This window comes from Pseudomonas sp. PVC-3-1 (assembly GCF_057444315.1).
Genome location: NZ_CM172023.1, coordinates 2,831,088 through 2,853,630 on the forward strand (window position 1 = coordinate 2,831,088; position 22,543 = coordinate 2,853,630).

General features: G+C 64.7%; 15 protein-coding genes. 13 read left to right on the top strand and 2 right to left on the bottom strand.

The features are described 5' to 3' along the window. Positions 1-17: 17 nt before the first annotated feature. Entirely contained in the window at positions 18-1,307 is a 1,290-nt protein-coding gene (locus tag AC2T4A_RS13325) for a TolC family outer membrane protein (RefSeq protein ID WP_486743477.1), read from the bottom strand. A gap of 550 nt (positions 1,308-1,857) precedes the next feature. On the opposite strand from AC2T4A_RS13325, the gene AC2T4A_RS13330 reads away from it, so the two are divergent. Both AC2T4A_RS13330 and AC2T4A_RS13335 read left to right on the top strand, forming a co-directional pair. Beyond that, complete coding sequence (locus AC2T4A_RS13330; protein WP_486743478.1) at positions 1,858-10,989, top strand: retention module-containing protein; 9,132 nt, start codon at positions 1,858-1,860, stop codon at positions 10,987-10,989. A 178-nt stretch (positions 10,990-11,167) separates the two neighbouring features. Next, entirely contained in the window at positions 11,168-12,352 is a 1,185-nt protein-coding gene (locus tag AC2T4A_RS13335; RefSeq protein ID WP_486743479.1) for a thiolase family protein, read from the top strand. 256 nt (positions 12,353-12,608) lie between these two features. Here AC2T4A_RS13335 and AC2T4A_RS13340 read toward each other — a convergent pair whose 3' ends face one another. Then, a complete protein-coding gene (locus tag AC2T4A_RS13340) occupies positions 12,609-12,818 on the bottom strand; it encodes a DUF6316 family protein (RefSeq protein WP_486743480.1) in 210 nt (69 codons plus the stop codon). 293 nt (positions 12,819-13,111) lie between these two features. Here AC2T4A_RS13340 and AC2T4A_RS13345 point away from each other — a divergent pair, with 293 nt between their 5' ends. The 11 genes from AC2T4A_RS13345 to AC2T4A_RS13395 all read left to right on the top strand — a co-directional run bounded on the left by AC2T4A_RS13345 (position 13,112) and on the right by AC2T4A_RS13395 (position 22,459). After that, on the top strand, positions 13,112-13,750 hold the full coding sequence (locus tag AC2T4A_RS13345) for a peroxiredoxin (RefSeq protein ID WP_184589427.1): 639 nt from the start codon (positions 13,112-13,114) through the stop codon (positions 13,748-13,750). A gap of 285 nt (positions 13,751-14,035) precedes the next feature. Continuing rightward, a complete protein-coding gene (locus tag AC2T4A_RS13350) occupies positions 14,036-15,052 on the top strand; it encodes an aliphatic sulfonate ABC transporter substrate-binding protein (protein ID WP_486743481.1) in 1,017 nt (338 codons plus the stop codon). 18 nt (positions 15,053-15,070) lie between these two features. Next, positions 15,071-15,895, top strand: coding sequence for an ABC transporter permease (locus AC2T4A_RS13355; protein WP_416745644.1), 825 nt, complete (start codon positions 15,071-15,073; stop codon positions 15,893-15,895). Next, positions 15,892-16,644 (top strand): ABC transporter ATP-binding protein, encoded by a 753-nt coding sequence (locus tag AC2T4A_RS13360; protein ID WP_416745210.1) that lies wholly within the window; start codon positions 15,892-15,894, stop codon positions 16,642-16,644. Before AC2T4A_RS13355 ends, AC2T4A_RS13360 begins: the two co-directional genes overlap by 4 nt. Positions 16,645-16,867: 223 nt before the next feature. Next, a complete protein-coding gene (gene ssuE, locus AC2T4A_RS13365; protein ID WP_416745209.1) occupies positions 16,868-17,461 on the top strand; it encodes an NADPH-dependent FMN reductase in 594 nt (197 codons plus the stop codon). A gap of 135 nt (positions 17,462-17,596) precedes the next feature. After that, positions 17,597-18,559: a sulfonate ABC transporter substrate-binding protein gene (locus AC2T4A_RS13370; RefSeq protein WP_416745208.1), complete on the top strand. Its 963-nt coding sequence runs from the start codon at positions 17,597-17,599 to the stop codon at positions 18,557-18,559. 154 nt (positions 18,560-18,713) lie between these two features. Then, positions 18,714-19,862 (top strand): FMNH2-dependent alkanesulfonate monooxygenase, encoded by a 1,149-nt coding sequence (ssuD, locus tag AC2T4A_RS13375; RefSeq protein ID WP_478379794.1) that lies wholly within the window; start codon positions 18,714-18,716, stop codon positions 19,860-19,862. Between the two features lie 62 nt (positions 19,863-19,924). Then, a complete protein-coding gene (ssuC, locus tag AC2T4A_RS13380; RefSeq protein ID WP_024764383.1) occupies positions 19,925-20,713 on the top strand; it encodes an aliphatic sulfonate ABC transporter permease SsuC in 789 nt (262 codons plus the stop codon). Further along, the gene (gene ssuB, locus AC2T4A_RS13385) at positions 20,710-21,522 is read left to right on the top strand and encodes an aliphatic sulfonates ABC transporter ATP-binding protein (RefSeq protein WP_478379793.1); all 813 of its coding nucleotides are present in this window, start codon (positions 20,710-20,712) and stop codon (positions 21,520-21,522) included. The genes ssuC and ssuB overlap by 4 nt, the downstream gene beginning before the upstream one ends. Positions 21,523-21,566: 44 nt before the next feature. Next, positions 21,567-21,782: a TOBE domain-containing protein gene (locus AC2T4A_RS13390; protein ID WP_017517652.1), complete on the top strand. Its 216-nt coding sequence runs from the start codon at positions 21,567-21,569 to the stop codon at positions 21,780-21,782. Positions 21,783-22,039: 257 nt separating this feature from the next. Then, positions 22,040-22,459 (top strand): MAPEG family protein, encoded by a 420-nt coding sequence (locus AC2T4A_RS13395; protein ID WP_486743482.1) that lies wholly within the window; start codon positions 22,040-22,042, stop codon positions 22,457-22,459. The last annotated feature ends 84 nt before the right edge of the window (positions 22,460-22,543 follow it).

Consider the following 22,543-nt stretch of genomic DNA (forward strand, 5'->3'; position numbering starts at 1 on the left):
GGAGGCGAGCGACTTTCTTATTTCAGGTCAGGCAGGCGTGCCTCGTTCTTCACATCCGACAGCGCCACGGCTTCGTGCGGCGCCACCACATGCTGCGATTTCAGCAGGTAACCCATGCTGCCCAGCACGCGGTACATCGAGTATTCCTCGGTGTAGCGCACTTCGGTGTAGCGACGGTTGGCGGTGAACAGTTCGTTCTCGCTGTCCAGCAGGTCGAGCAGGGTGCGCTGGCCGAGGGTGAACTGCTGCTGGTACGCCTCACGCACCTTGCGGGTGTAGTCGGCGTATTCGCGGGCCGGCTGGGTCTGCTTCTTGGCGTTTTCCATCGCGTCCCAGGCCAGCGAGAGGTTTTCGTTGAGCAGCCGCAGCGCGTTGTTGCGGATGTCCTGGGCCTCGTTGATCTGGTGCGAGGTGGCGTTGAGGTGGGCCTTGTCGCGCATCCCGTTGAACAGGTTGTAGCGCATCACTACCTGGGCTTCCCAGCTGTTGTAGTGGCCTTCGTCGCCATCGACGTTGTTGTTGGCCGCCTTGGCCAGCTCGGCGTCGAAGCGCGGGTAGAAGGGCGCCTTGGCAGCCTCATACTGGGCTTCGGCGGCGTTGACGTCGGCCTGCGCCGATTTCAGCAGCGGATTGTCGCTGAGCATGTTCTGCCGGGCGACCAGCAGGTCCGGCGGTACTTCGGCCTTGACCGTGGAGGGCGCCTCCAGTTGGTCCGGCATGCGCCCGGTTGCGCTATAGAAGCTGGCCTCGGCATCGGCCAGGTTCACTTCCTCGGTGTAGAGGTTGTTCTGCGCCAGGGCCAGACGGGCGATCGCCTGGTCGTTGTCGGCGGTGCTGCCGACACCGCGCTCACTGCGCAGACGGATCTGGTCGCCGATGCGCTCGTGGGCCTGCAGGTTGTTCTTGGCCAGCGTCACCATCTCGCGGCGCTTGAGCACATCGAGGTAGACCTCGACGGTGCGCAGGGCGGCGGTTTCCGAAGTACCGAGGATACGGAATGCCTTGGAGTTGACGTTGGATTCGTTGCGCTTGACCTCGTTGGGGGTGCCGAAGCCGTCGAACAGCATCTGCCGCAGACGGATCTCCGCATCACCACGGGTCAGGGTTTCATCGTTGTGGTTACCCGCCGCTCGCGTGGTCGGGCTGTCGGTGTTCTCCCGGCCGTAACCGGCCACGAGGTCGACGGTTGGCAGATAGCCTCCCCTTGCAAACTTGAGTTCTTCATCCGCAGTCAGGCGGCTGTTTACGCTCTGACTGATTTCCGGGTGGTACTGCAGCGTGCTTTGTATAGCTTCAGTCAGGGTCATTGCCTGCCCATGGGCCCCTGACACCGCCAAAAATACACCGCTCCATAGTGCCGCGTTACGACTGCGCATGGCTTTGCTCCTGGTGTTCTTGTACTTCGATGCTCTTTGATCGCCAATTTATTGGCTTTTTTCTCTTATCAAGCGTTTCACGCCTGTAACATCAGAGCTAAGAACAACTTTTCGAAAAGCTCAGAAGAATTTTTCACAAGGGTTATTCGGAAAAAATCTTATGAGCCCTGTGAAAAGCAGCACATTGTTTGAACGTGCAAGCCCTCGTGTTTCCTGGGTATGGGCCGGATAAGGCGCTTGCAGAAGAAGCCAGGTACGGTTTGTAGCAGTTAGGGCGGGGACCACCGCAGAAGGACAAGAAAACGCGTGGCCAGCATGACAGAAAATTGTCGCTGGCTTTTTGATGCAAAAACGCTAGCAGTCCTTTTTGCCCCCTTCGCAACTTTCTTCGCAGCATCCCGATACAAGCGTGCCATGGCCTGTTTCGGTCAATCGTGCGTCGGTGGAACCGGCCGCGGGATGTGCAGCGGAGGAAGGACTCATGGCTACTTTGATGGGTGTCGTCAGCAAGGTAATCGGCGAAGTGTTTGCGGTAGCCGCCGATGGATCGCGTCGTCCTTTGGAACAGGGAGACAAGGTTTTTGTCGGTGAGCAGCTGGTCACCGGCGCCAATGGCGCGGTAGCGCTGAAGGTTGCAGGAGGAGGCGAGATCACGCTGGGGCGTGACAGCTCACTGCCGCTGACCTCGCAGATGCTTTCCGCCGCGCACCAGGCGGAGCAGGGTGACCAGGCGGTTGCCCAGCAGCAGCCGGCCACACCGACCAAGCAGGACGTCACTGACGTCAAGGCCCTGCAGGCTGCCATCGCCGCGGGCGTCGACCCGACCCAGGCCGCCGAAGCCACCGCCGCTGGCCCGAGTGCCGCTGGCGCCGCCAACGGCAAACCCGGTGGCGGGCACTCCTTCGTCCTGCTGACCGAGGTCGGCGGGCATATCGATCCCACCATTGGCTTCCCTACCGGGCCGATCGGCTCCGGGCCGCTGCCCCTGCGTGAGTTCGACGGCACCCCGGATGTACGCCCCGAGGCTGAACCGCCCGTGGTTCCGCCGGATGGCCAGCCGACCGCCGGCCCCAGCGGCCCTGGCACCGCCAATGTGTTCGAGGCTGGCCTGCCTGGTGGCCTGCCCGATGGCGCAGGAGAAGGAGCAACCATCACCGGCAGCCTGGGCTACAACTTCGGCCCCGATGGCGTCGGCAGTTTCTCCTGGGGGACTGCGGGGCTGCCCAGCCTGACCTCTGGAGGTGTCGCCATCACCTACAGCGTCAGCCCTGACGGCCATGTGCTCACCGGTAGCGCCAATGGCACGCCGGTCTTCACCGTGACCCTCACCGATATCAACACCGGCGCCTTCGAAGTCACCCTGCTGCAGCCGGTGGACCATCCGGTGAAGGGCTCCGAAGACAGCCTGAATTTCGATATTCCCTACACCATCACCGACGGCAATGGCACTTCGGCCAACGGTTCCCTGACCGTGGGCATCGTCGACGATGCGCCGCAGGCCAGCCTGTCCGCCAACAGCGGCGTGGACGTGCTGCTGCAGACCCACGACGCCAACACCGCGGGCGCGGCCTTCGACACGTCCACTGCCGACTACAGCTCGGCCTTCCAGGTGACCGCCAACTACGGTGGCGACGGCGCTGGCAGCACCCAGCTGAGCTACAGCCTGAACCTGGTCGGCGGCAACGGCGCTGACTCGGGTCTTACCAGCGGCGGGGCGACTATCTACCTGTACAGCGTGGGCGGCGCCATCGTCGCTTCCACTTCCGCCAGCGCCGCCGGCATCACCGGCGAGAACACCATCTTCAGCCTGTCGGTGAACGGCAGCACCGGCGTTGTCACCCTGACCCAGTTCAGTGCCGTCGACCACGCGCTGCCAGGCAGCGAGGGCAACTACGCCAGCCAGAACTCCGTGCTCGATTCCGGCCTGGTGCAACTGCAGGGCAATCTCACGGTAACCGATCGCGATGGCGACAGCGTCTCTTCCAGCAGCTCCATCGACCTGGGCGGCCGCGTCAGCTTCACTGATGACGGCCCGAGCATTGCCGTGGGCAACACCGAAGGCCTGCACCTGACGGTGGACGAGTCCAACCTCAGCCAGGACGCCACCAGCAGCGTGTCTGCCAGCGACCTGTTCAACGCCCAGTTCGGCGCTGACGGCGCCGGCTCGATCACCTACAAGATTCAGACCCAGGACAACACCGACAGCGGCCTGAAGGACACCGCCACCGGCAACTCGATTTTCCTGTTCAACACCGCCAATGGCGTGGAAGGCCGCGTGGGCGGCGTGAACGGCGAAGTCGCGTTTCGCGTGAGCCTGGGCCAGGACGGCAAGATCACCCTCGACCAGGTCCGCGCGCTGGTTCATCCGGACAACACCGATGCCAACGAACCGCTGAGCCTGGCCGAGGGCAAGATCAGCCTGACCGCCACCGTGACCGACGCTGACGGCGACCATCAGAGCGCCGGTCTCGATCTGGGCAGCAAGCTCACCTTCCTCGACGACGGCCCGAGCATTTCCGTCGGCAGCAGCGAGGGCCTGCACCTGACGGTGGACGAGTCCGACCTCAGCCAGAACGCTACCAGCAACGGCTCGGTGGCCGATCTGTTCAATGCCCAGTTCGGCGCTGACGGTGAGGGTTCGATCAGCTACAAGATCGAAACCCAGGACAACACCGACAGTGGTCTGAAGGACACCGCCACCGGCAACTCGATCTTCCTGTTCAACACCGCCACCGGTGTGGAAGGCCGCGTGGGCGGCGTGAACGGTGAGGTCGCGTTCCGCGTGACCCTCGGCCAGGACGGCAAGATCACCCTCGACCAGGTCCGCGCACTGGTGCATCCGGACGACACCAGCAACAACGAACCGCTGAGTCTTGGCGAAGGCAAGATCAGCCTGACCGCCACCGTGACCGACGCCGACGGCGATCACCAGAGCGCCGGTCTGGACCTGGGCAGCAAGCTCACCTTCCTCGATGACGGCCCGCGCATCGCGCCCATCGAAGGCGGCGACCTGCACCTGAGCGTGGACGAAACCACCCTCGGCCAGCCGGCGACCAGCACCGGCTCCGTGGCCGACCTGTTCAGCGGCCAGTTCGGCGCCGACGGCGAGGGCTCGATCACCTACAAGCTTGAAGCCGCGAACAACTCCGACAGCGGCCTGACCGACACCTCCAGCGGTCAGCGGGTGTTCCTCTTCAACACCGCCAATGGCGTCGAAGGGCGCCTGGAAATCAGCGGCGAAACCGCGTTCCGCGTGACCATCGGCCAGGATGGCAAGGTCACCCTGGAGCAGCTGCGCGCGCTGGTGCATACCGATACCAGTGATCCCAATGACTCGCTGAGCCTGGCCGGCAAGATCGCCCTCAGCGCGACCATCACCGACAAGGACGGCGACAGCGCGACCACCTCGATCGACCTGGGCGGCAAGCTGAGCTTCCTCGACGATGGTCCGAGCATCACGCCAAACACGGGGCACGACATCCAGCTGACGGTGGATGAAACCAACCTGAATCTGGATGCCACCAGCACGGCCAGTGTCTCCGACTTGTTCACTGCGCACTTTGGCGCCGATGGTCCGGGGCAGATCACCTACAGGATCGAGACCGAAGACAAGACCGATAGCGGCCTGAAAGACACGGCCACCGGTGACCATATCTTCCTGTTCAACACCGCCAGCGGTGTGGAAGGCCGGGTCGGTGGCGAGAACGGCGCGGTCGCCTTCCGCGTGACCCTGGGCCAGGACGGCAAGATCACCCTCGACCAAGTGCGCGCTGTCGTGCATCCGAATCCGGGTGATAACAACGAAGGTGTCAGCCTCGACCAGAACACCCTGACCCTGACCGCCACCATCACCGACAAGGACGGCGACAGCTCCTCGGCGCACATCGACCTGGGCAGCAAGCTGACCTTCCTCGACGACGGCCCGAGCATCGCGCCGTGCGAGGACGTGGACATCAAGCTGACGGTGGATGAGACCCACCTGAACGTGGATGCCACCAGTTCGGTCACGGTCTCCGACCTGTTCACCGCCCACTTCGGCAACGATGGTGCGGGCGGGATCACCTACAAGGTCGAGACCAACGACAACACCGACAGCGGCCTGAAGGACACTGCCACCGGCAGCAAGATCTTCCTGTTCAACACTGCCACCGGTGTGGAAGGTCGCGTAGGGGGTGAAGACGGCACCGTCGCCTTCCGCGTGACCCTGGGCCAGGACGGCAAGATCACCCTCGATCAGGTGCGCGCCGTCGTGCATCCGGATGCCACCCAGGCCAATGAAGGCGTCAGCCTCGCCCCGGACAGCGTGACCCTTACGGCCACCATCACCGACAAGGACGGCGACAGCGCCCAGGCCCACATCGACCTGAGCGGCAAGCTGAACTTCCTCGATGACGGCCCGAGCATCACGCCGTGCGACGACGCGGATATCAAGCTGACCGTGGACGAAACACACCTCGGCGTGCCGGACACCAGCAGCGCTTCGGTGGCCGACCTGTTCACCACCCACTTCGGTGCGGACGGCGCCGGTACGATCACCTACAAGCTGGCCGGAGCCGACAACACCGACTCCGGGCTGAAAGATACCCAGAGCGGTGAGAAGGTCTACCTCTACAACACCGACAACGGCATCGAAGGTCGCCTGCAGGGCACCGACACCGTCGCCTTCCGCGTCTACGTCGATGGCGATGGCAAGGTCACCCTGGAGCAGCTGCGCGCCCTGGTGCATTCGGACACCAGCAACCCCGATGATTCCCTGAGCCTCAGCGGCCAGGTCACCCTCACCGCGACCATCACCGACAAGGACGGCGACAGCGCCAGCGCACACATCGACCTGGGCAGCAAGCTGACCTTCCTCGACGATGGCCCGAGTATCGTTCCGTGCCTGGACGCCGACATCAGCCTGGAGGTGGACGAGTCCGACCTGTCGAACAACGCCCGCGTCGAAGTCAGCCTGGTGTCCCAGCTGTTCACTCCGAACTTCGGTGCTGACGGCGCAGGATCCATCACCTACAAGGTGACCACGGTCGACGGGACCGATAGTGGAGTGCAAACCACCAAGGGTGAGTCCATCCTGCTGTACAACGTGGATGGCACCGTGGTCGGCAAGGTCGCCGGCACCGGCGCTATCGCCTTCGTGGTCAGCGAGGACCAGGGCGCGCTCATACTCGACCAGCGCCTGGCGCTCAAGCACCCGGATGCGACCAACCCGGATGAGGCGCTGCGCCTGCCCGACGGCAAGATCACCCTCACCGCCACCATCACCGATGGCGACGGCGACAAGGCTTCGGCCCACGTCGACCTCGGCACCAAGATGGTGTTCTACGACGATGCCCCGACCATCACCGCGAATACCCAGGGCGCTCCCAGCCTGGTGGTGGACGAGACCAACCTGGCCAACAATGCCAGCGCGGACTTCTCCGGCCAGTTCAACGGCAACTACGGTGCGGACGGCCAGGGCTCGCTGACCTACAAGGTCGAAGCCGTCGCCAACGGCAGTGACAGTGGCCTGCAGACCAGCCAGGGCCAGACCATCCTGCTGTTCAACGAAGGCGCCAGCGTAGTCGGTCGCGTAGGCGGCCCGGCCGGCGCCATCGCCTTCAAGGTGACGGTGGCCGACGGTGTGGTGACCCTCGACCAGCAGATGGCGCTCAAGCATTCGGACGCCAGCAACCCCAATGATTCGGTGAGCATCGCCGGCGGCAAGATCAACCTGGTCGCCACCATCACCGACGGCGATGGTGACTCCAGCCGCGCCCAGCTCGACCTCGGCGACCGCCTCACCTTCAAGGATGACGGCCCGAGCATCAGCGCCAACAGCCAGGGAGCGCCGGCACTGACGGTGGACGAAACCAACCTGGCCAGCAATGCCAGCGCGGACTTCTCCGGGCAGTTCACCAGCAGCTTCGGCGCCGACGGCGCCGGCAGCCTGACCTACCAGCTCAGCGCTGTTTCAAACGGCATGGACAGCGGCCTGAAGACCACCGATGGCCAGACCATCCAACTGTTCAACGAAGGCGGCAATGTCGTCGGCCGCGTCGGCGGAGACCAGGGCGCTGTCGCCTTCAAGGTCACCATTGCCGGTGGCGTGGTCACCCTCGACCAGCAAATGGCGCTGCAGCACCCGAACGCCAGCAACCCCGATGATTCGGTCAGTCTGCTGAGCAACAAGATCAACCTGGTCGCCACTATCACCGATGCCGACGGCGACTCGCTCTCCGCCAGCCTCGACCTCGGCGGCCGGCTGACCTTCAAGGATGACGGCCCGAGCATCACCGCCAACGCCGGCCAGGCGCCGGTCCTCACGGTGGACGAAACCGTGCTGACCACTGACGCCACCGCCAACTTCAGCGGCGCCTTCACCTCCAACGGTGGTGCCGACGGCGGCACCGTCAGCTACAGCCTGTCGGCGACCGACGGCACGGCGAGCGGTCTGCAGACCACCAGCGGGCAGAGCATCGTGCTGGTCAAGGTCAGCGATACGGTGGTCGAGGGCCGTGTGGGCAACACCGGCGGTGCGGTCGCCTTCAGCCTGACTCTCAACAGCACCACCGGTGACCTGACGCTCGATCAGAAACTGGCGTTCAAGCACGCTGACGCCAGCAACCCCAACGACTCGGTGAGCCTGCTGGGCAGCAAGATATCCCTGGTGGCGACCATCACCGACGGCGATGGCGACCAGCAATCCGCGAGCGTCGACCTGGGCGGCAAGCTAGTCTTCAAGGACGACGGCCCCGCGCTCATCGCCGGTGGCAACGTGAGCGGCCAGGTGATGGAGGATGCGCTGCCCGGTGGCAACCCCGATGGCGCCAGCGACACCACGACAGCCAAGGGTTCGCTTGCCAGCCTGGTGAACTTCGGTGCGGACGGCCCCGGCGCCTTCTCGCTGACCGGCGACTACTCCTCGCTGACCTCGCAGCACCTGACCTCTGGTGGCGTGGCACTGGCCTACAGTGTGGTTGGCAACCTGCTGACCGCCATGGCCGGCGCCAAGACCATCTTCACCCTGTCGGTGGATGCAGCGGGCAACTATGAGTTCAAACTCGTCGGCCCGCTGGATCATCCGCTGCACAACGGCAGTGATGCGGAGCAGCTGGCGCTCAACCTCGGCGGCGTGATCAAGGCCACCGACGGCGATGGCGACCCGGTCAGCCTGGGCTCGGGCTCGCTGGTGATCAACGTGCAGGACGACCTGCCGGTGGTACACAGCGAACCACCGTGCCAGGACGTTTCCGAGGTCCCCGGCTTCGTGCTCAATGGCACGCTCGACGTGAGCTTCGGCGGTGATGGCCGCGGCGCCTTCGACCTCAGCGGCAACACCGCGCCGGACGGCCTGACCTACGTGGTTACCCAATTGGCCGGTGGCGGGTCGCAACTGATCGCCTATGACGGCAACAACGAGGCCTTCTTCGCCCTCAAGGTCAATGCCGACGGTACCTACAGTTTCGAGGTACTCAACTCGCGGCCGATCACCCAGGTGGAATACGACCTGACACAGGTTTCCGCCGGTGGCCCGCGGCCTTCCGTCACCCTGTCCTCGGATGGTCTTTCGGTGGTCTTCACCAGCCCCAACGGCAACGTGAACCCCTCCGACAATGGCATGGGCGTGGGCGGCAACAACCTCATCACCCCCGGTGAGAACCTCAACATCGCCTTCAGCGAGAAGATCTACGACGTCAGCTTCGACGTGCAGAAACTCTCCACCAGCGATGTGCTGAGCTGGAAGGTGCTCGGTGACGGCGGGGTAGTGCTGGCGACCGGGACCTTCTCGCCGCCGGCAGGCTATGGCGAGAACAGCTCGGTGTCCTTCAACTTGCTCACCGATGGCCACTTCACCACGGGCTCGGCCTTCCAGCTCCAGGAAGGCGGCTTCAACTCCGTGGTGTTGAGCAGCAACAGCGGCGACTACCGCCTGGTCACCGTCTCCGCCGGACAGTCAGTCCTGCCGGAGAATATCGACCTCAACTTCCACGTCGGCATTACCGACGGCGATGGCGACAGCACCGGGCTGAACCTGTGCGTGGACCTGAGCGCTCCTCAGCCGCTGCTGGTTGTCGGCAGCAACAGCAGCGACATTGATGGCTCCAGCACCCAGCACACCCTGCCCAACCCGCAGGATGCGGACAAGGCCGGTACCATCAGCGGCGGCGCCGGCAGCGACGTGCTGATCGGCGACCCAGGCGGCGTGTCGGTCTATACCCAGCCGGGCAAGAACTACAACATCTCGCTGATCGTCGATACATCCGGCAGCATGGCCGACGGGTCGGGCACCGTGGGCCAGGATCGCATGACCCTGGCGAAGAACGCGCTAATCAACCTGGTGAACACCATCAAGGGGCATGACGGGGTCATCAACGTCAACCTGGTGTCCTTCGCCGACAATGCCAAGAGCGTCAGCTACAACGGGCTCACCGCGGCCAACGTGACGCTGCTGATCGCGGCGATCAACGCGCTCAGCGCGGGGGGAGCGACCAACTACGACGATGCCATGCAGAAGGCTTCGACCTGGTTCAACACCCAGGTCAGCACCAACCACGCCGATGCGGCCCACGGCTACGTCAACCTGGCGTTCTTCCTCACCGACGGCAACCCCACCGTGTGGAACGGCTACAACGGCAGCGGGGACACCACCAACTACAACGACATCAACGTCGCGCTGACCTCCGGGAATGACATGCTGCATGGCGTGGGCGCGCTCAGCGGAGCCAACGCGGTGGACGTCAATGCCATCGGAATCGGCAACGGCATCAACAGCAACTACCTGAAGTTCTTCGACAACACCGATACCACCGGGACCGGGTCGGTGACAGTCGACAACCAGACCATCACCAATACCGTCGGCCAGCCGCAGATCATCAATACCGCCGAGCAGTTGCAGGCGGCGCTGCAGGAAGGCTTCAGCACCAGCACACCGGTGACCGTGGGCAACGACCACCTGGTCGGCGGCGCGGGCAACGACATCATGTTCGGTGATGTCATCAACACCGACCAACTGGCCTGGGCCGGGCATGCTGCCGGCACGCACAACGGCCAGGGCTTCCAGGCGCTGGTGGATTATCTGACCGCCACCAACGGCACCGCGCCGACGGCGGCCACGATCAGCAACTACATCATCCAGCACGCGGATCAGCTCAACGTCGCCGGTGACACCCGCGGTGGCGACGACATCCTCGAAGGCGGCGCCGGCAATGACCTGATGTTTGGCCAGGGCGGCAACGACAAGCTGATCGGCGGGCCCGGCGACGACATCATGTACGGCGGCACCGGTGCGGATGAGTTCATCTGGAAGTCCGGCGATACCGGCCACGATGTGATCAAGGACTTCAACATCGCCGAGCACGACGTGCTGAACTTCGCCGACCTGCTGCAAGGGGAAGCCGCCACGGCTTCGTCGCTGGCGCACTACCTGACCTTCTCGGTCAACGCTGGCACCACCACCATCGGCGCCAGCCCCACCAGCGGTGGGGCCGTTACCCAGACCGTCGACCTGGCCAACGTCGACCTCGCCGCCAAGTACGCAGGCCATGCCGGCAATGGCGTGCTCTCGGCGGGGGATACCCAGACCGTGCTCAACGGCCTGCTGGGGGACCACGCGATCAAGACCGACACTGTCTGACCCTGTGTGAAACCAGTCGAAACCGCCGCCTCTGGGCGGCGGTTTCGTTTTCCCTGCGCACAACGAGGATGGGGGCAGGGCTATACGGCTGGTGAATGATCGTCGCGGTGCGTCCTCAGCGCCGCTTATGCTCGGACCACACCTTCCCTCAGTCCAACAACAAGCAACGAGGTTTCCCATGCGCGAAGTGGTGATCGTCGACAGCGTCCGTACCGGCCTGGCCAAGTCCTTCCGTGGCAAATTCAACATGACCCGTCCGGACGACATGGTCGCCCAATGCATCGACGCGCTGCTGGCGCGCAACAACCTCGATCCGCTGCTGGTGGACGACTGCGTGGTCGGCGCCGGCTCCAACGAAGGCGCCCAGGGCCACAATATCGGCCGTAACGCAGCGGTGCTGTCGCGCCTGGGCACCCACGTTGCCGGCATGACCCTGAACCGCTACTGCTCCTCGGGCCTGCAGGCCATCGCCATCGCTGCCAACCAGGTGGCTTCGGGCTGCAGCGACATCCTGGTGGCCGGCGGCGTCGAGTCCATCACCCTGACCATGGGCAAGCAGAACCTCGACAATTTCGTGAACCCGCGTCTGAAGGACGAGTTCCCCGGCATCTACTACCCCATGGGCCAGACCGCCGAGATCGTCGCCCGCCGCTACAACGTCACCCGCGAGCAGCAGGACCTGTATTCCCTGCAGAGCCAGCAGCGCACCGCGCGCGCCCAGGCCGAAGGTCTGTTCGACGATGAAATCGTGCCGATGAGCGTGAAGTACCTGGTGGAAGACAAGGCCACCGGCGAGAAGAAAGTCCTCGACGGCGTGGTCGACCGCGACGACTGCAACCGCCCGGAAACCACCCTTGAAGGCCTCAACTCCCTCAAGCCGGTGTTCGCCGAAGACGGTTCGGTCACCGCCGGCAACGCCTCGCAGCTCTCCGACGGCGCCTCGATGACCCTGATCATGAGCCTGGACAAGGCTCTGGAGCTGGGTCTCAAGCCTAAGGCCTTCTTCCGCGGCTTCACCGTCGCCGGCTGCGAGCCGGACGAGATGGGCATCGGCCCGGTGTTCTCGGTACCCAAGCTGCTCAAGGCCAAGGGCCTGCAGGTCGCCGACATCGACCTCTGGGAGCTCAACGAAGCCTTCGCTTCCCAGTGCCTGTACGCCCGTGACCGTCTGGGCATCGACAACGAGAAGTACAACGTCAACGGCGGCTCCATCTCCATCGGCCACCCCTTCGGCATGACCGGCTCGCGCCAGGTCGGCCACCTGGTGCGCGAACTGCAGCGGCGCAACCTGCGCTACGGCATCGTCACCATGTGTGTGGGCGGCGGCATGGGCGCGACCGGCCTGTTCGAAGCCGTTCGCTGAGCACGGCGGGCGAGGGCGCAACCCTCACCCGAGTCGCGCTGGTCGCTCCACGCAAGCGGCCGGTGCCTGGGAAAGCCCCTGGCGGAAACGCCAGGGGCTTTTTCATTGCGGTTGCCCGCCACCCGGCTCTTTGCAGGAGCGAGCTTGCTACCGATGGCGGAGGTGAGTTCACCGCGCCGCAATCGCGAGGTCCTGGAGACACAAAAACAAAACCCCGGCCAGCAGGCCGGGGTTTCTGCGTATCACCCCGTGGGGCTCAGCGTCCGACGCGGGCAAACAGGTTGGATGCCTGCTGCATGCGGGTGATGTACAGCATCACCTCGCGCTCGGCATCGAAGCGGGTGAAGTAGGGGCCTTCGAGCGTCCCCTCGCGGGTAGAGAAGAAGTACTGGCCATTGACCGCACTGATCCGATCGCTGCGGTAATGGGTGGCCGCCTGATTGTCGCCGACACGTTGCTCCAACATACGCTGACCTCCCATACAAAAGGATTAATTGAATCGAGTGTATGCCGCAAACCCCCGCCGTGCCTGGGCTGCGAAGGAATGGCGACGAACGGCAGGCAATCGTCTCAGCGGTGAAACACTCGGCCGCCCGGCCGTCACGTTCCCTTGTCTATGCTCAGTGTCCGGCGGCGGTCGCCGCCGCGCAGGGTCGAGGAAAGATTGATTATTTTGGTTATAAGAAAATCAAAATATATTCTTTTTAATGCGGAAAGACCTTGTGCATAGTGGTTACCAACACGAACAAGGAGAGACCCATGAGCTTGCGACTTGGCGACATCGCCCCCGACTTCGAACAGGAATCCAGCGAAGGCCGCATCCGTTTCCATGAATGGCTGGGCAACAGCTGGGGCGTTCTGTTCTCCCACCCGGCCGACTTCACCCCGGTGTGCACCACCGAGCTGGGCCTGACCGCCAAGCTCAAGGACCAGTTCGCCGCCAAAGGCGTGAAGGTGATCGCCCTGTCCGTCGACCCGGTGGACTCCCACGTGAAGTGGATCGACGACATCAACGAGACCCAGAACACCGTGGTCAACTTCCCGATCATTGCCGACGCCGACCGCAAGGTGTCCGAGCTGTATGACCTGATCCACCCGAACGCCAACGACACGCTCACCGTGCGTTCGCTGTTCGTCATCGATCCGAACAAGAAGGTGCGCCTGACCATCACCTACCCGGCGAGCACCGGGCGCAACTTCAACGAAATTCTGCGCGTCATCGACTCGCTGCAGCTCACCGATAACCACAAGGTCGCCACCCCCGGTAACTGGCAGGACGGCGACGACGTGGTGATCGTGCCCTCGCTCAAGGACGAGGAAGAGATCAAGCAGCGTTTCCCCAAGGGCTACCGTGCGATCAAGCCCTACCTGCGCCTGACCCCGCAACCGAACAAGTGACCCGAAGCGGCTGCGCGTCGGCCAGGCTGCGTTGCCAGCGACAGCGAGATGCTCATGTGCTGTAGCACACTCCGCTCTCACTGCCGCTGGCGCCTTGCCTGGCTCTAGCTCACACGCTTCGGGGCAGAAGTTTCAACCTCGAGCGGTAAATCGGGCCGGTCCGCCGGCCCATTTTTTAACCTTCATGCGCGGACCACGCCGCGCTTTTTTATTCGCTCCACCTCAATGATCTGACTTGCCCGCCAGACGGGAAGAAGACGCAAGCCCACGCCAAGGAGAACGACCATGGGTCATTCCACCTGGCGCCGCAGCCTGGCCGTCGCTCTTCTCGCGAGCCTGCCGATCGGCGCCTACAACAGCCCCGCCCAAGCCGCCGACGCCCCGAAAGAGGTGCGCCTGGACTACGCCTATTACGCGCCCACCAGCCTGGTGCTCAAGCACTTCGGCTGGCTGGAGAAATCCCTCAAGCCACAGGGCACCGAAGTGCGCTGGGTGTTCAGCCAGGGCAGCAACCGTTCGCTGGAATACCTCAACGCCGGCAGCACCGACTTCGCCTCCACGGCGGGATTGGCCGCGGTGCTCAGCCGTGCCAATGGCAGCCCGCTGAAGACCGTCTACATCGCCAGCCGCCCGGAGTGGACTGCACTGGTGGTGCCCAAGGATTCGCCGCTCAAGTCTGTCGCTGACCTCAAGGGCAAGAAGATCGCCGCCACCAAGGGCACCGATCCGTACCTGTTCCTGTTGCGCAGCCTGCAGCAGGCCGGTCTGGACAAGAACGACGTGGAAATCGTCCACCTGCAGCATCCGGACGGCCGCGCCGCGCTGGAGCAGGGCAGGGTGGACGCCTGGGCCGGCCTTGACCCGCACATGGCCGCCAGCGAGCTGCAGGCTGGTTCGCGCCTGCTGTACCGCAACGTCGATTTCAACAGCTACGGCGTGCTCAGCGTCACCGAGAAGTTCGAGAAGCAGCAGCCGGAGCTGATCAAGCAGGTCATCGCTGCCTATGAAGAGGCGCGTCAGTGGGCCGTGGCGCATCCGGAAGAGACCGCGAAACTGCTCGCCGAGGAAGCCAAGCTGCCGCTGGAAGTGGCCAAGCGGCAACTCTCCCGAACCGATTTCAGCAAGCCGCTGCCTGGCGCCGAACAGGTCGCTGCGTTGAAGGCGGCCGCGCCGATCCTGGTGGATGAACAATTGGTTCGTCCGGGGACTGACGTCACCGCCGTGGTCGATCAACTGATCGCTCCGCAACTGGCCGGCGAAGTGATCGGCAAGGCTGGCGCCGTCGCCAAGGCGGAGCAGTAATCCATGCCACCCCAGAGCCTGCCGACCCAGAGCCTGCGCCTGGCCCGCCAGCGTCGCGCATTGAAACTGCGCTGGCCGCGACTGAGCTGGCGCGCCTGGCTGGTGCCGCTGCTGCTGTGCGGCGCTCTGGAGCTGTCAGTGCGTGTCGGCTGGCTCGCCGAGCACCAGATGCCGGCACCCAGCAGTGTTGCGCTGACCCTCTGGCAATTGGCCCAGGGCGAGCTCTGGAAACATGTTGCGGCGAGCCTCGCGCGGGTCGCCGCCGGATTCTTCATCGGTGCGGCCGCCGCCGTACTGATCGGCACCTGGGTGGGACTCAGCCAGCGTGCCGAGGCCTATCTGGAACCGACCTTCCAGGCGCTGCGGGCGATTCCCAGCCTCGCCTGGGTGCCGCTTCTGCTGCTCTGGCTGGGCATCGATGAGACGCCGAAAATCGTGCTGATCGCCCTCGGCGCATTCTTCCCCGTCTATCTCTCCCTGGTGGCTGGCGTGCGCAACGTCGATCGCAAATGGGTGGAGCTGGGCCGCTTGTATCACCTGTCACCCTTCGCCCTGGTGCGGCGCATCCTCCTGCCGGCGGCACTGCCGAGCCTGTTCACCGGCCTGCGCGGCGCATTGAGCCTGAGCTGGATGTTCCTCGTCGCCGCCGAACTGATCGCCGCCACTCGCGGCCTGGGCTATCTGCTCAGCGACGGCCGGGAAACCTCGCGGCCGGATATCGTCATCGCCGCCATCCTGGTACTGGCGGTGCTGGGCAAGCTCAGCGACGGCCTGCTCAAGGCGCTGGAGCAGCGCGCGCTGGCCTGGCGCGATACCTTCCTGGGCAATGGAGAGAGTCAATGAGCGCCCTGCTGGAACTGCGTGAAATCCGCAAGAGCTTCTCCGGCGTGCGCGTACTGGACGACGTCAGCCTGAACCTGGCGCCGGGCGAAGTGGTCAGCCTGCTGGGCCCCAGCGGTTGTGGAAAAAGTACCTTGCTGCGCATCGCCGCCGGGCTGGACGACGAGTTCGCCGGCTCGCTGGAGCGCAATCCGCTGCTGGGCTTCGGCCCGGACGGCGATACCGGCCGTGGCGGCGGTGGCGTCGGCGTGGTGTTCCAGGAGCCGCGCCTGCTGCCCTGGCTCACCGTCGCGCAGAACATTGGCTTTGCCGATGGCTGGCTGGCAGACGACCACCGCATTGAGCACCTGCTGCGCGACGTGGGGCTGGAGGGCAAGGGCGACCTGCTGCCCAAGCAGCTCTCCGGTGGTATGGCCCAGCGCGCGGCCATCGCCCGTGGCCTCTACGGGCGGCCCCAGGTGCTGCTGCTGGACGAACCCTTCAGTGCGGTGGACGCCTTCACCCGCATCCGCCTGCAGGACCTGATCCAGCAACTGGCGCTGGAGTACGACATCAGCATCCTGCTGGTCACCCATGACCTCGACGAGGCCTTCTACCTCAGCGATCGCGTACTGCTGCTGGGCGGTACGCCCAGCCGCCTGCGCCGCGAATTCCCCGTGCCGCTGCCGCGCCCGCGCGACCGTCGCGCCGTGGAACTGGCCTTCCTGCGCGGCGAAGCGCTGACCGAGCTGCACCAGTCCCACGTCATCTGACTCATCACTGTTCTGTAGGAGCGAGCTTGCTCGCGAACCGCTTGATGCCGGAGCTGCCCGGAAAGCGTTCGCGAGCAAGCTCGCTTCTACATATAAATTAAAATCGAATAACCAAATGAAAAAATAACATTTATTGGAATATGAGGTTGCCTGTTAAGGTCTATGCACATTGGTTAGCAGGACGGCATTTGTATCGTCCTGATCGTTATAAGGAAACGTGCAGATGTATGTAGTCACCCTTGCCGGCAGCCCCAGCCAGCGTTCCCGCTCCGGCGTCCTCCTGGACGTCGCACGGAACTGGCTGCACGCCCACGGCGCCGAGGTGCGCTCCTACTCCGTGCACGACTTTCCCGCGGAAGACCTGCTGCATGCACGCTTCGACAGCCCGCGGGTGGTCGAGCTGATCGAGCAGATCCTGCGCGCCGACGGCCTGGTGATTTCCACACCGGTGTACAAGGCGTCCATCGCCGGAGCGCTGAAGGTCATCCTCGACCTGCTGCCGGAGCGGGCGCTGGCGCACAAGGTGGTGCTGCCCCTGGCCACCGGCGGCAGCAACGCCCACATGCTGGCGGTGGACTACGCGCTCAAGCCGGTCCTCGCTGCGTTGAAGGCCCAGGAAACCCTGCACGGCGTGTTCGCCGAGGAGAGCCAGGTGCAATACCCCGAGGGCAATACCCCGGCGCGCCTGGAGTCGACCCTCGAACACCGACTGCTGGAATCCCTGGAACAGTTCCACGGCGCCCTCGCGCGCCGACCGAAACCCATCGACCCCAACCTGCTCAACGAACGGCTGATCAACGCCCGCTGGAGCATCTGACAGACAACTCCACGCAGGAGAGCGCCAAGCCCCAACCCGGCAGGCGGCGACTGCGTCACCCACAAGAAAAGGCCCTCACCGTCCCGTCAACGGGACCGCAGGTCCGGCAATCACACTCGACGAAGGATCACTCCCATGCGGACTCTCACTTTGCGTAGTGGACTGGCGGCCCTGCTGATCGCGGCCCTGTCCTACAACGCGCAGGCGGACGAACAGCCCGGCACCCTGCGTATCGGTTATCAGAAGTACGGCACCTTGGTGCTGCTCAAGGCCCGTGGCACGCTGGAGAAGCGCCTGGCCGAGCAAGGCGTCAAGGTGCAATGGACCGAATTCCCCGGCGGCCCGCAGCTGCTCGAAGGCCTGAACGTCGGCAGCATCGACTTCGGCGTGACCGGCGAAACCCCGCCGGTGTTCGCCCAGGCCGCTGGCGCCGATCTGGTGTACGTCGCCCACGAACCGCCAGCGCCGACCAGCGAAGCAATCCTGCTGCCCAAGGATTCGCCGATCAAATCCGTCGCCGAGCTCAAGGGCAAGAAGGTCGCCCTGAACAAAGGCTCCAACGTGCACTACCTGCTGGTGCGCGCTCTGGAAAAAGCCGGCCTGAAGTACAGCGATATCCAGCCCGTGTACCTGCCGCCGGCCGACGCCCGCGCCGCCTTCGAACGCGGCAGCGTGGATGCCTGGGTGATCTGGGACCCGTACCAGGCCGCCGCCGAGAAGCAGCTCTCCGCCCGCACCCTGGTGGACGGCACCGGCCTTGTGGATAACCACCAGTTCTACCTGGCGACCCGGCCCTACGCGAACAACCACCCGCAGGTGATCACCACCCTGATCGACGAAGTGCGCTCGGTGGGCGAGTGGTCGCAGCAGAACCCGCAGCAGGTGACCGACCAGGTTGCACCGCTGCTCGGCCTGCCGGCGGACATCACCTTCACCGCGGTGAAACGCCAGGGCTACGGCGCCCAGCCGATCACCCCGCAGGTCACCGCCGCGCAGCAGAAGATCGCCGACACCTTCACCGACCTGAAGCTCATCCCCAAGAAGCTGAGCATCAAGGACGTGGTGTGGACGGCTCCGGCCAAGGTCGCCGCCCAATGATTCCTGCGTAGGAGCGGACTTTGTCCGCGATGTTCTCCGGCGCGATGCGGACCCATCGCGGACGGAGTCCGCTCCTACGAAAACCGCTAGACGTGCACCAATCCCATCATCGCGCGGCTACGCCACGCCGGCGCGCTTATCTGGAGTTACTGCGATGAGTCTCAACATCTTCTGGTTCCTGCCGACCCACGGCGACGGCCACTACCTGGGCACCGCTGAAGGCGCCCGCGCCGTGGACCACGGTTATCTGCAACAGGTTGCCCAGGCTGCCGACCGCCTTGGTTTCGGTGGCGTGCTGATCCCCACCGGCCGCTCCTGCGAGGACTCCTGGCTGGTCGCCGCCTCACTGATCCCGGTGACCCAGCGCCTGAAGTTTCTGGTCGCCCTGCGCCCGGGCATCATTTCCCCGACCGTGGCCGCCCGCCAGGCCGCAACCCTCGACCGGCTCTCCGGTGGGCGCGCGCTGTTCAACCTGGTGACCGGCGGCGACCCGGACGAGCTGGCCGGTGACGGCCTGCACCTGAGCCACGCCGAGCGCTACGAAGCGTCGGTCGAATTCACCCGCATCTGGCGCCGCGTGCTGGAAGGCGAAACCGTCGACTACGACGGCAAGCACCTGCAAGTGAAGGGCGCCAAGCTGCTCTACCCGCCGATCCAGCAGCCGCGTCCGCCGCTGTACTTCGGTGGCTCCTCCGACGCAGCGCAAGACCTCGCCGCCGAACAGGTCGAGCTGTACCTGACCTGGGGCGAACCGCCGGCCGCCGTCGCCGAGAAGATTGCCCAGGTGCGCGAGAAGGCCGCCAAGCAGGGCCGCAGCGTGCGCTTCGGCATTCGTCTGCATGTGATCGTCCGCGAGACCAACGAGGAAGCCTGGCAGGCCGCCGACCGCCTGATCTCGCACCTCGACCAGGACACCATCGACCGCGCCCAGGCGTCCCTGGCGCGCTTCGATTCCGTCGGCCAGCAACGCATGGCGGCCCTGCACGGCGGCAACAAGGACAAGCTGGAAGTCAGCCCCAACCTCTGGGCCGGCGTCGGCCTGGTTCGCGGTGGCGCTGGCACTGCACTGGTGGGCGATGGACCGACTGTGGCGGCGCGCGTGAAGGAGTACGCGGACCTCGGTATCGATACCTTCATCTTCTCCGGCTACCCGCACCTGGAAGAGTCTTATCGGGTTGCTGAACTGCTCTTCCCGCATCTGGAACTGGCTCAGGCGCAGGCACCGCAAGCGCGCGGCTATGTCAGCCCGTTCGGCGAGATGGTCGCCAACGACATCCTGCCCAAGGCGGCATCGGCGAGCTGATAAGGCGGTCGGGCGGAAAACGCGCCGCGTGATCCGCCCGACGAAGAATCCGGAGAGACGAAATGAGCAATTCCAATCAACTCGCCCAGCGCCTCGCGCCCTGGGCCCTGCCGGTGGGCCTGGTGGTGATCTGGCAACTGGCGGTGGAATTCGGCTGGCTGTCCAGCCGTATCCTGCCGGCGCCCAGCGCAGTGGCCGAGGCCGGCTACCACCTGGTGGTCAGCGGCGAACTGTGGCAACACCTGGCGATCAGCACCTGGCGCGCCGCCGTAGGCTTCCTCATCGGTGGCAGCATCGGCCTGGTGCTGGGCCTGATCACCGGCCTGTCGAAGTGGGGCGAGCGCTTCCTCGACAGCTCGGTACAGATGATCCGCAACGTGCCGCACCTGGCGCTGATCCCGTTGGTGATCCTGTGGTTCGGCATCGATGAGTCGGCAAAGATCTTCCTGGTCGCCCTCGGCACGCTGTTCCCGATCTACCTCAACACCTACCACGGCATCCGCAACATCGATCCGGGCCTGCTGGAAATGTCGCGCAGCTACGGGCTGTCCGGCTTCGCCCTGTTCCGCCAGGTGATCCTGCCCGGCGCGCTGCCCTCGATCCTGGTCGGCGTGCGCTTCGCCCTGGGTTTCATGTGGCTGACCCTGATCGTCGCCGAAACCATTTCCGCCAACTCCGGCATCGGCTACCTGGCGATGAATGCCCGCGAATTCCTGCAGACCGATGTAGTGGTGCTGGCGATCCTGCTCTACGCCGTACTCGGCAAGCTCGCTGACCTCGCCGCCCGCGGCCTGGAACGCGTCTGGCTGCGCTGGCACCCGGCTTATCAGGTGAAAGGAGGTGCGGCATGAACGCAGTGAATCAGTTGCCGCAACAACTCAAGAAAGGCATCCCGCTGGCGCTGGAAAACGTGCGCAAGCGCTTCGGTGAGCGTGAAGTCCTCAAGGGCATCGACCTGCGGATTCCCGCCGGCCAGTTCGTCGCCATCGTCGGCCGCAGCGGCTGCGGCAAGAGCACCCTGCTGCGCCTGCTGGCCGGGCTCGACGAGGCCAGCGACGGCCAGTTGCTGGCCGGCTCAGCGCCGCTGGAAAGCGCCCGCGAAGAGACTCGGCTGATGTTCCAGGATTCGCGCCTGCTGCCCTGGAAACGGGTGATCGACAACGTCGGCCTCGGCCTGAAAGGCGACTGGCGTGCCAAGGCGCTGGAAGCCCTGGAAGCCGTGGGTCTGTCCGACCGCGCCAACGAGTGGCCGGCCAGTCTGTCGGGTGGCCAGAAGCAGCGTGTGGCCCTGGCCCGCGCCCTGATCCACCAACCGCGCCTGCTGCTGCTCGATGAGCCGCTCGGTGCACTGGACGCCCTGACCCGCATCGAGATGCAGCAACTGATCGAGGGCCTCTGGCAGCAGCATGGCTTCACCGTGCTGCTGGTCACCCACGACGTCGCCGAAGCCGTGGCCATCGCTGACCGGGTGATCCTCATCGAAGACGGCGAGATCGGCCTGGACCTCAATGTCGACCTGCACCGCCCGCGCGCCCGCGGTTCGGCACGCCTGGCCGCGCTGGAAGCCGAAGTGCTCGAGCGTGTGCTGTCGCTGCCAGCCCAACCGCCCGAGCCGGAACCCGTATCCCCACTGCCCACGCAACTGCGTTGGGCGCTCTGATCCAACGTTCATCCGAAGACCCCATTCTCCCAAGGAGCTACGCCATGACCATCAAAGCCATCAACGTCCGCAACCAGTTCAAAGGCACCATCAAGGAAATCGTCGAAGGTGATGTGCTGTCGGAAATCGACGTGCAGACCGCCGCTGGCATCGTCACCTCGGTGATCACTACCCGTTCCGTGAAGGAACTGGAACTGGCCATCGGCAGCGAAGTGATCGCCTTCGTGAAGTCCACCGAGGTGTCCATCGCCAAGCTGTGAATGCGGCGCTGGAAAACAACGGGCAGTCCGGAAACGGGCTGCCCGTTTTCTTTTCAGGTCGCATGCGGTGTCCCATTGGGTGTAGGAGCGGACTCCGTCCGCGATGTGCCACCGGCCAGCGCCGAGCGACCGGAAATCGATCGCGGACGGCGTCCGCTCCTACGATATCCCCACCTTTACGCCGGTGATTGCTGGCTAGAGCAATTACTCTACTTCCCTTAGACTCCGCTCAAACCAACAAGAGAAAGGAGTCCCGCATGTCCCTGAGTCCCTCTGCCTTCGTGCTGCTCGGCCTGGTCGCCTGGACCGTGCTGCTGGTCCTGCTGCTGGTCAACCAGCGCGGCCTGCTGGTGATGTCCGGCCGCATGAAGGTCAACGTCTTCGCCGCCGACGGCAGCAACACCCCCGGCGCCTTCGGCCAACGCCTGGTGCGCGCCCACGCCAACTGCGTGGAGAACGTGCCGCTGTTCTGCGCCGTGCTGCTCTTTGCAATGGTCACCCAGCAGACGGTGATCACCGACCCGCTGGCGCCGACCCTGCTGGTGGCGCGCATCGTCCAGTCGGTGGTACACCTGCTCAGCGCTTCGGCGCTGGCGGTCTGGGTGCGCTTCGCCGCCTTCTTCGTCCAACTGATCATCCTGATCTGGTGGTTGCTGCGTCTCTCCACGCTGATCTGACCGGCGACCGGAACAGTTGCACCACGCAACTGTTCCTATGGGGCGATACCGCCATGACTTAGCATGGCGGACCGCATACGCGTC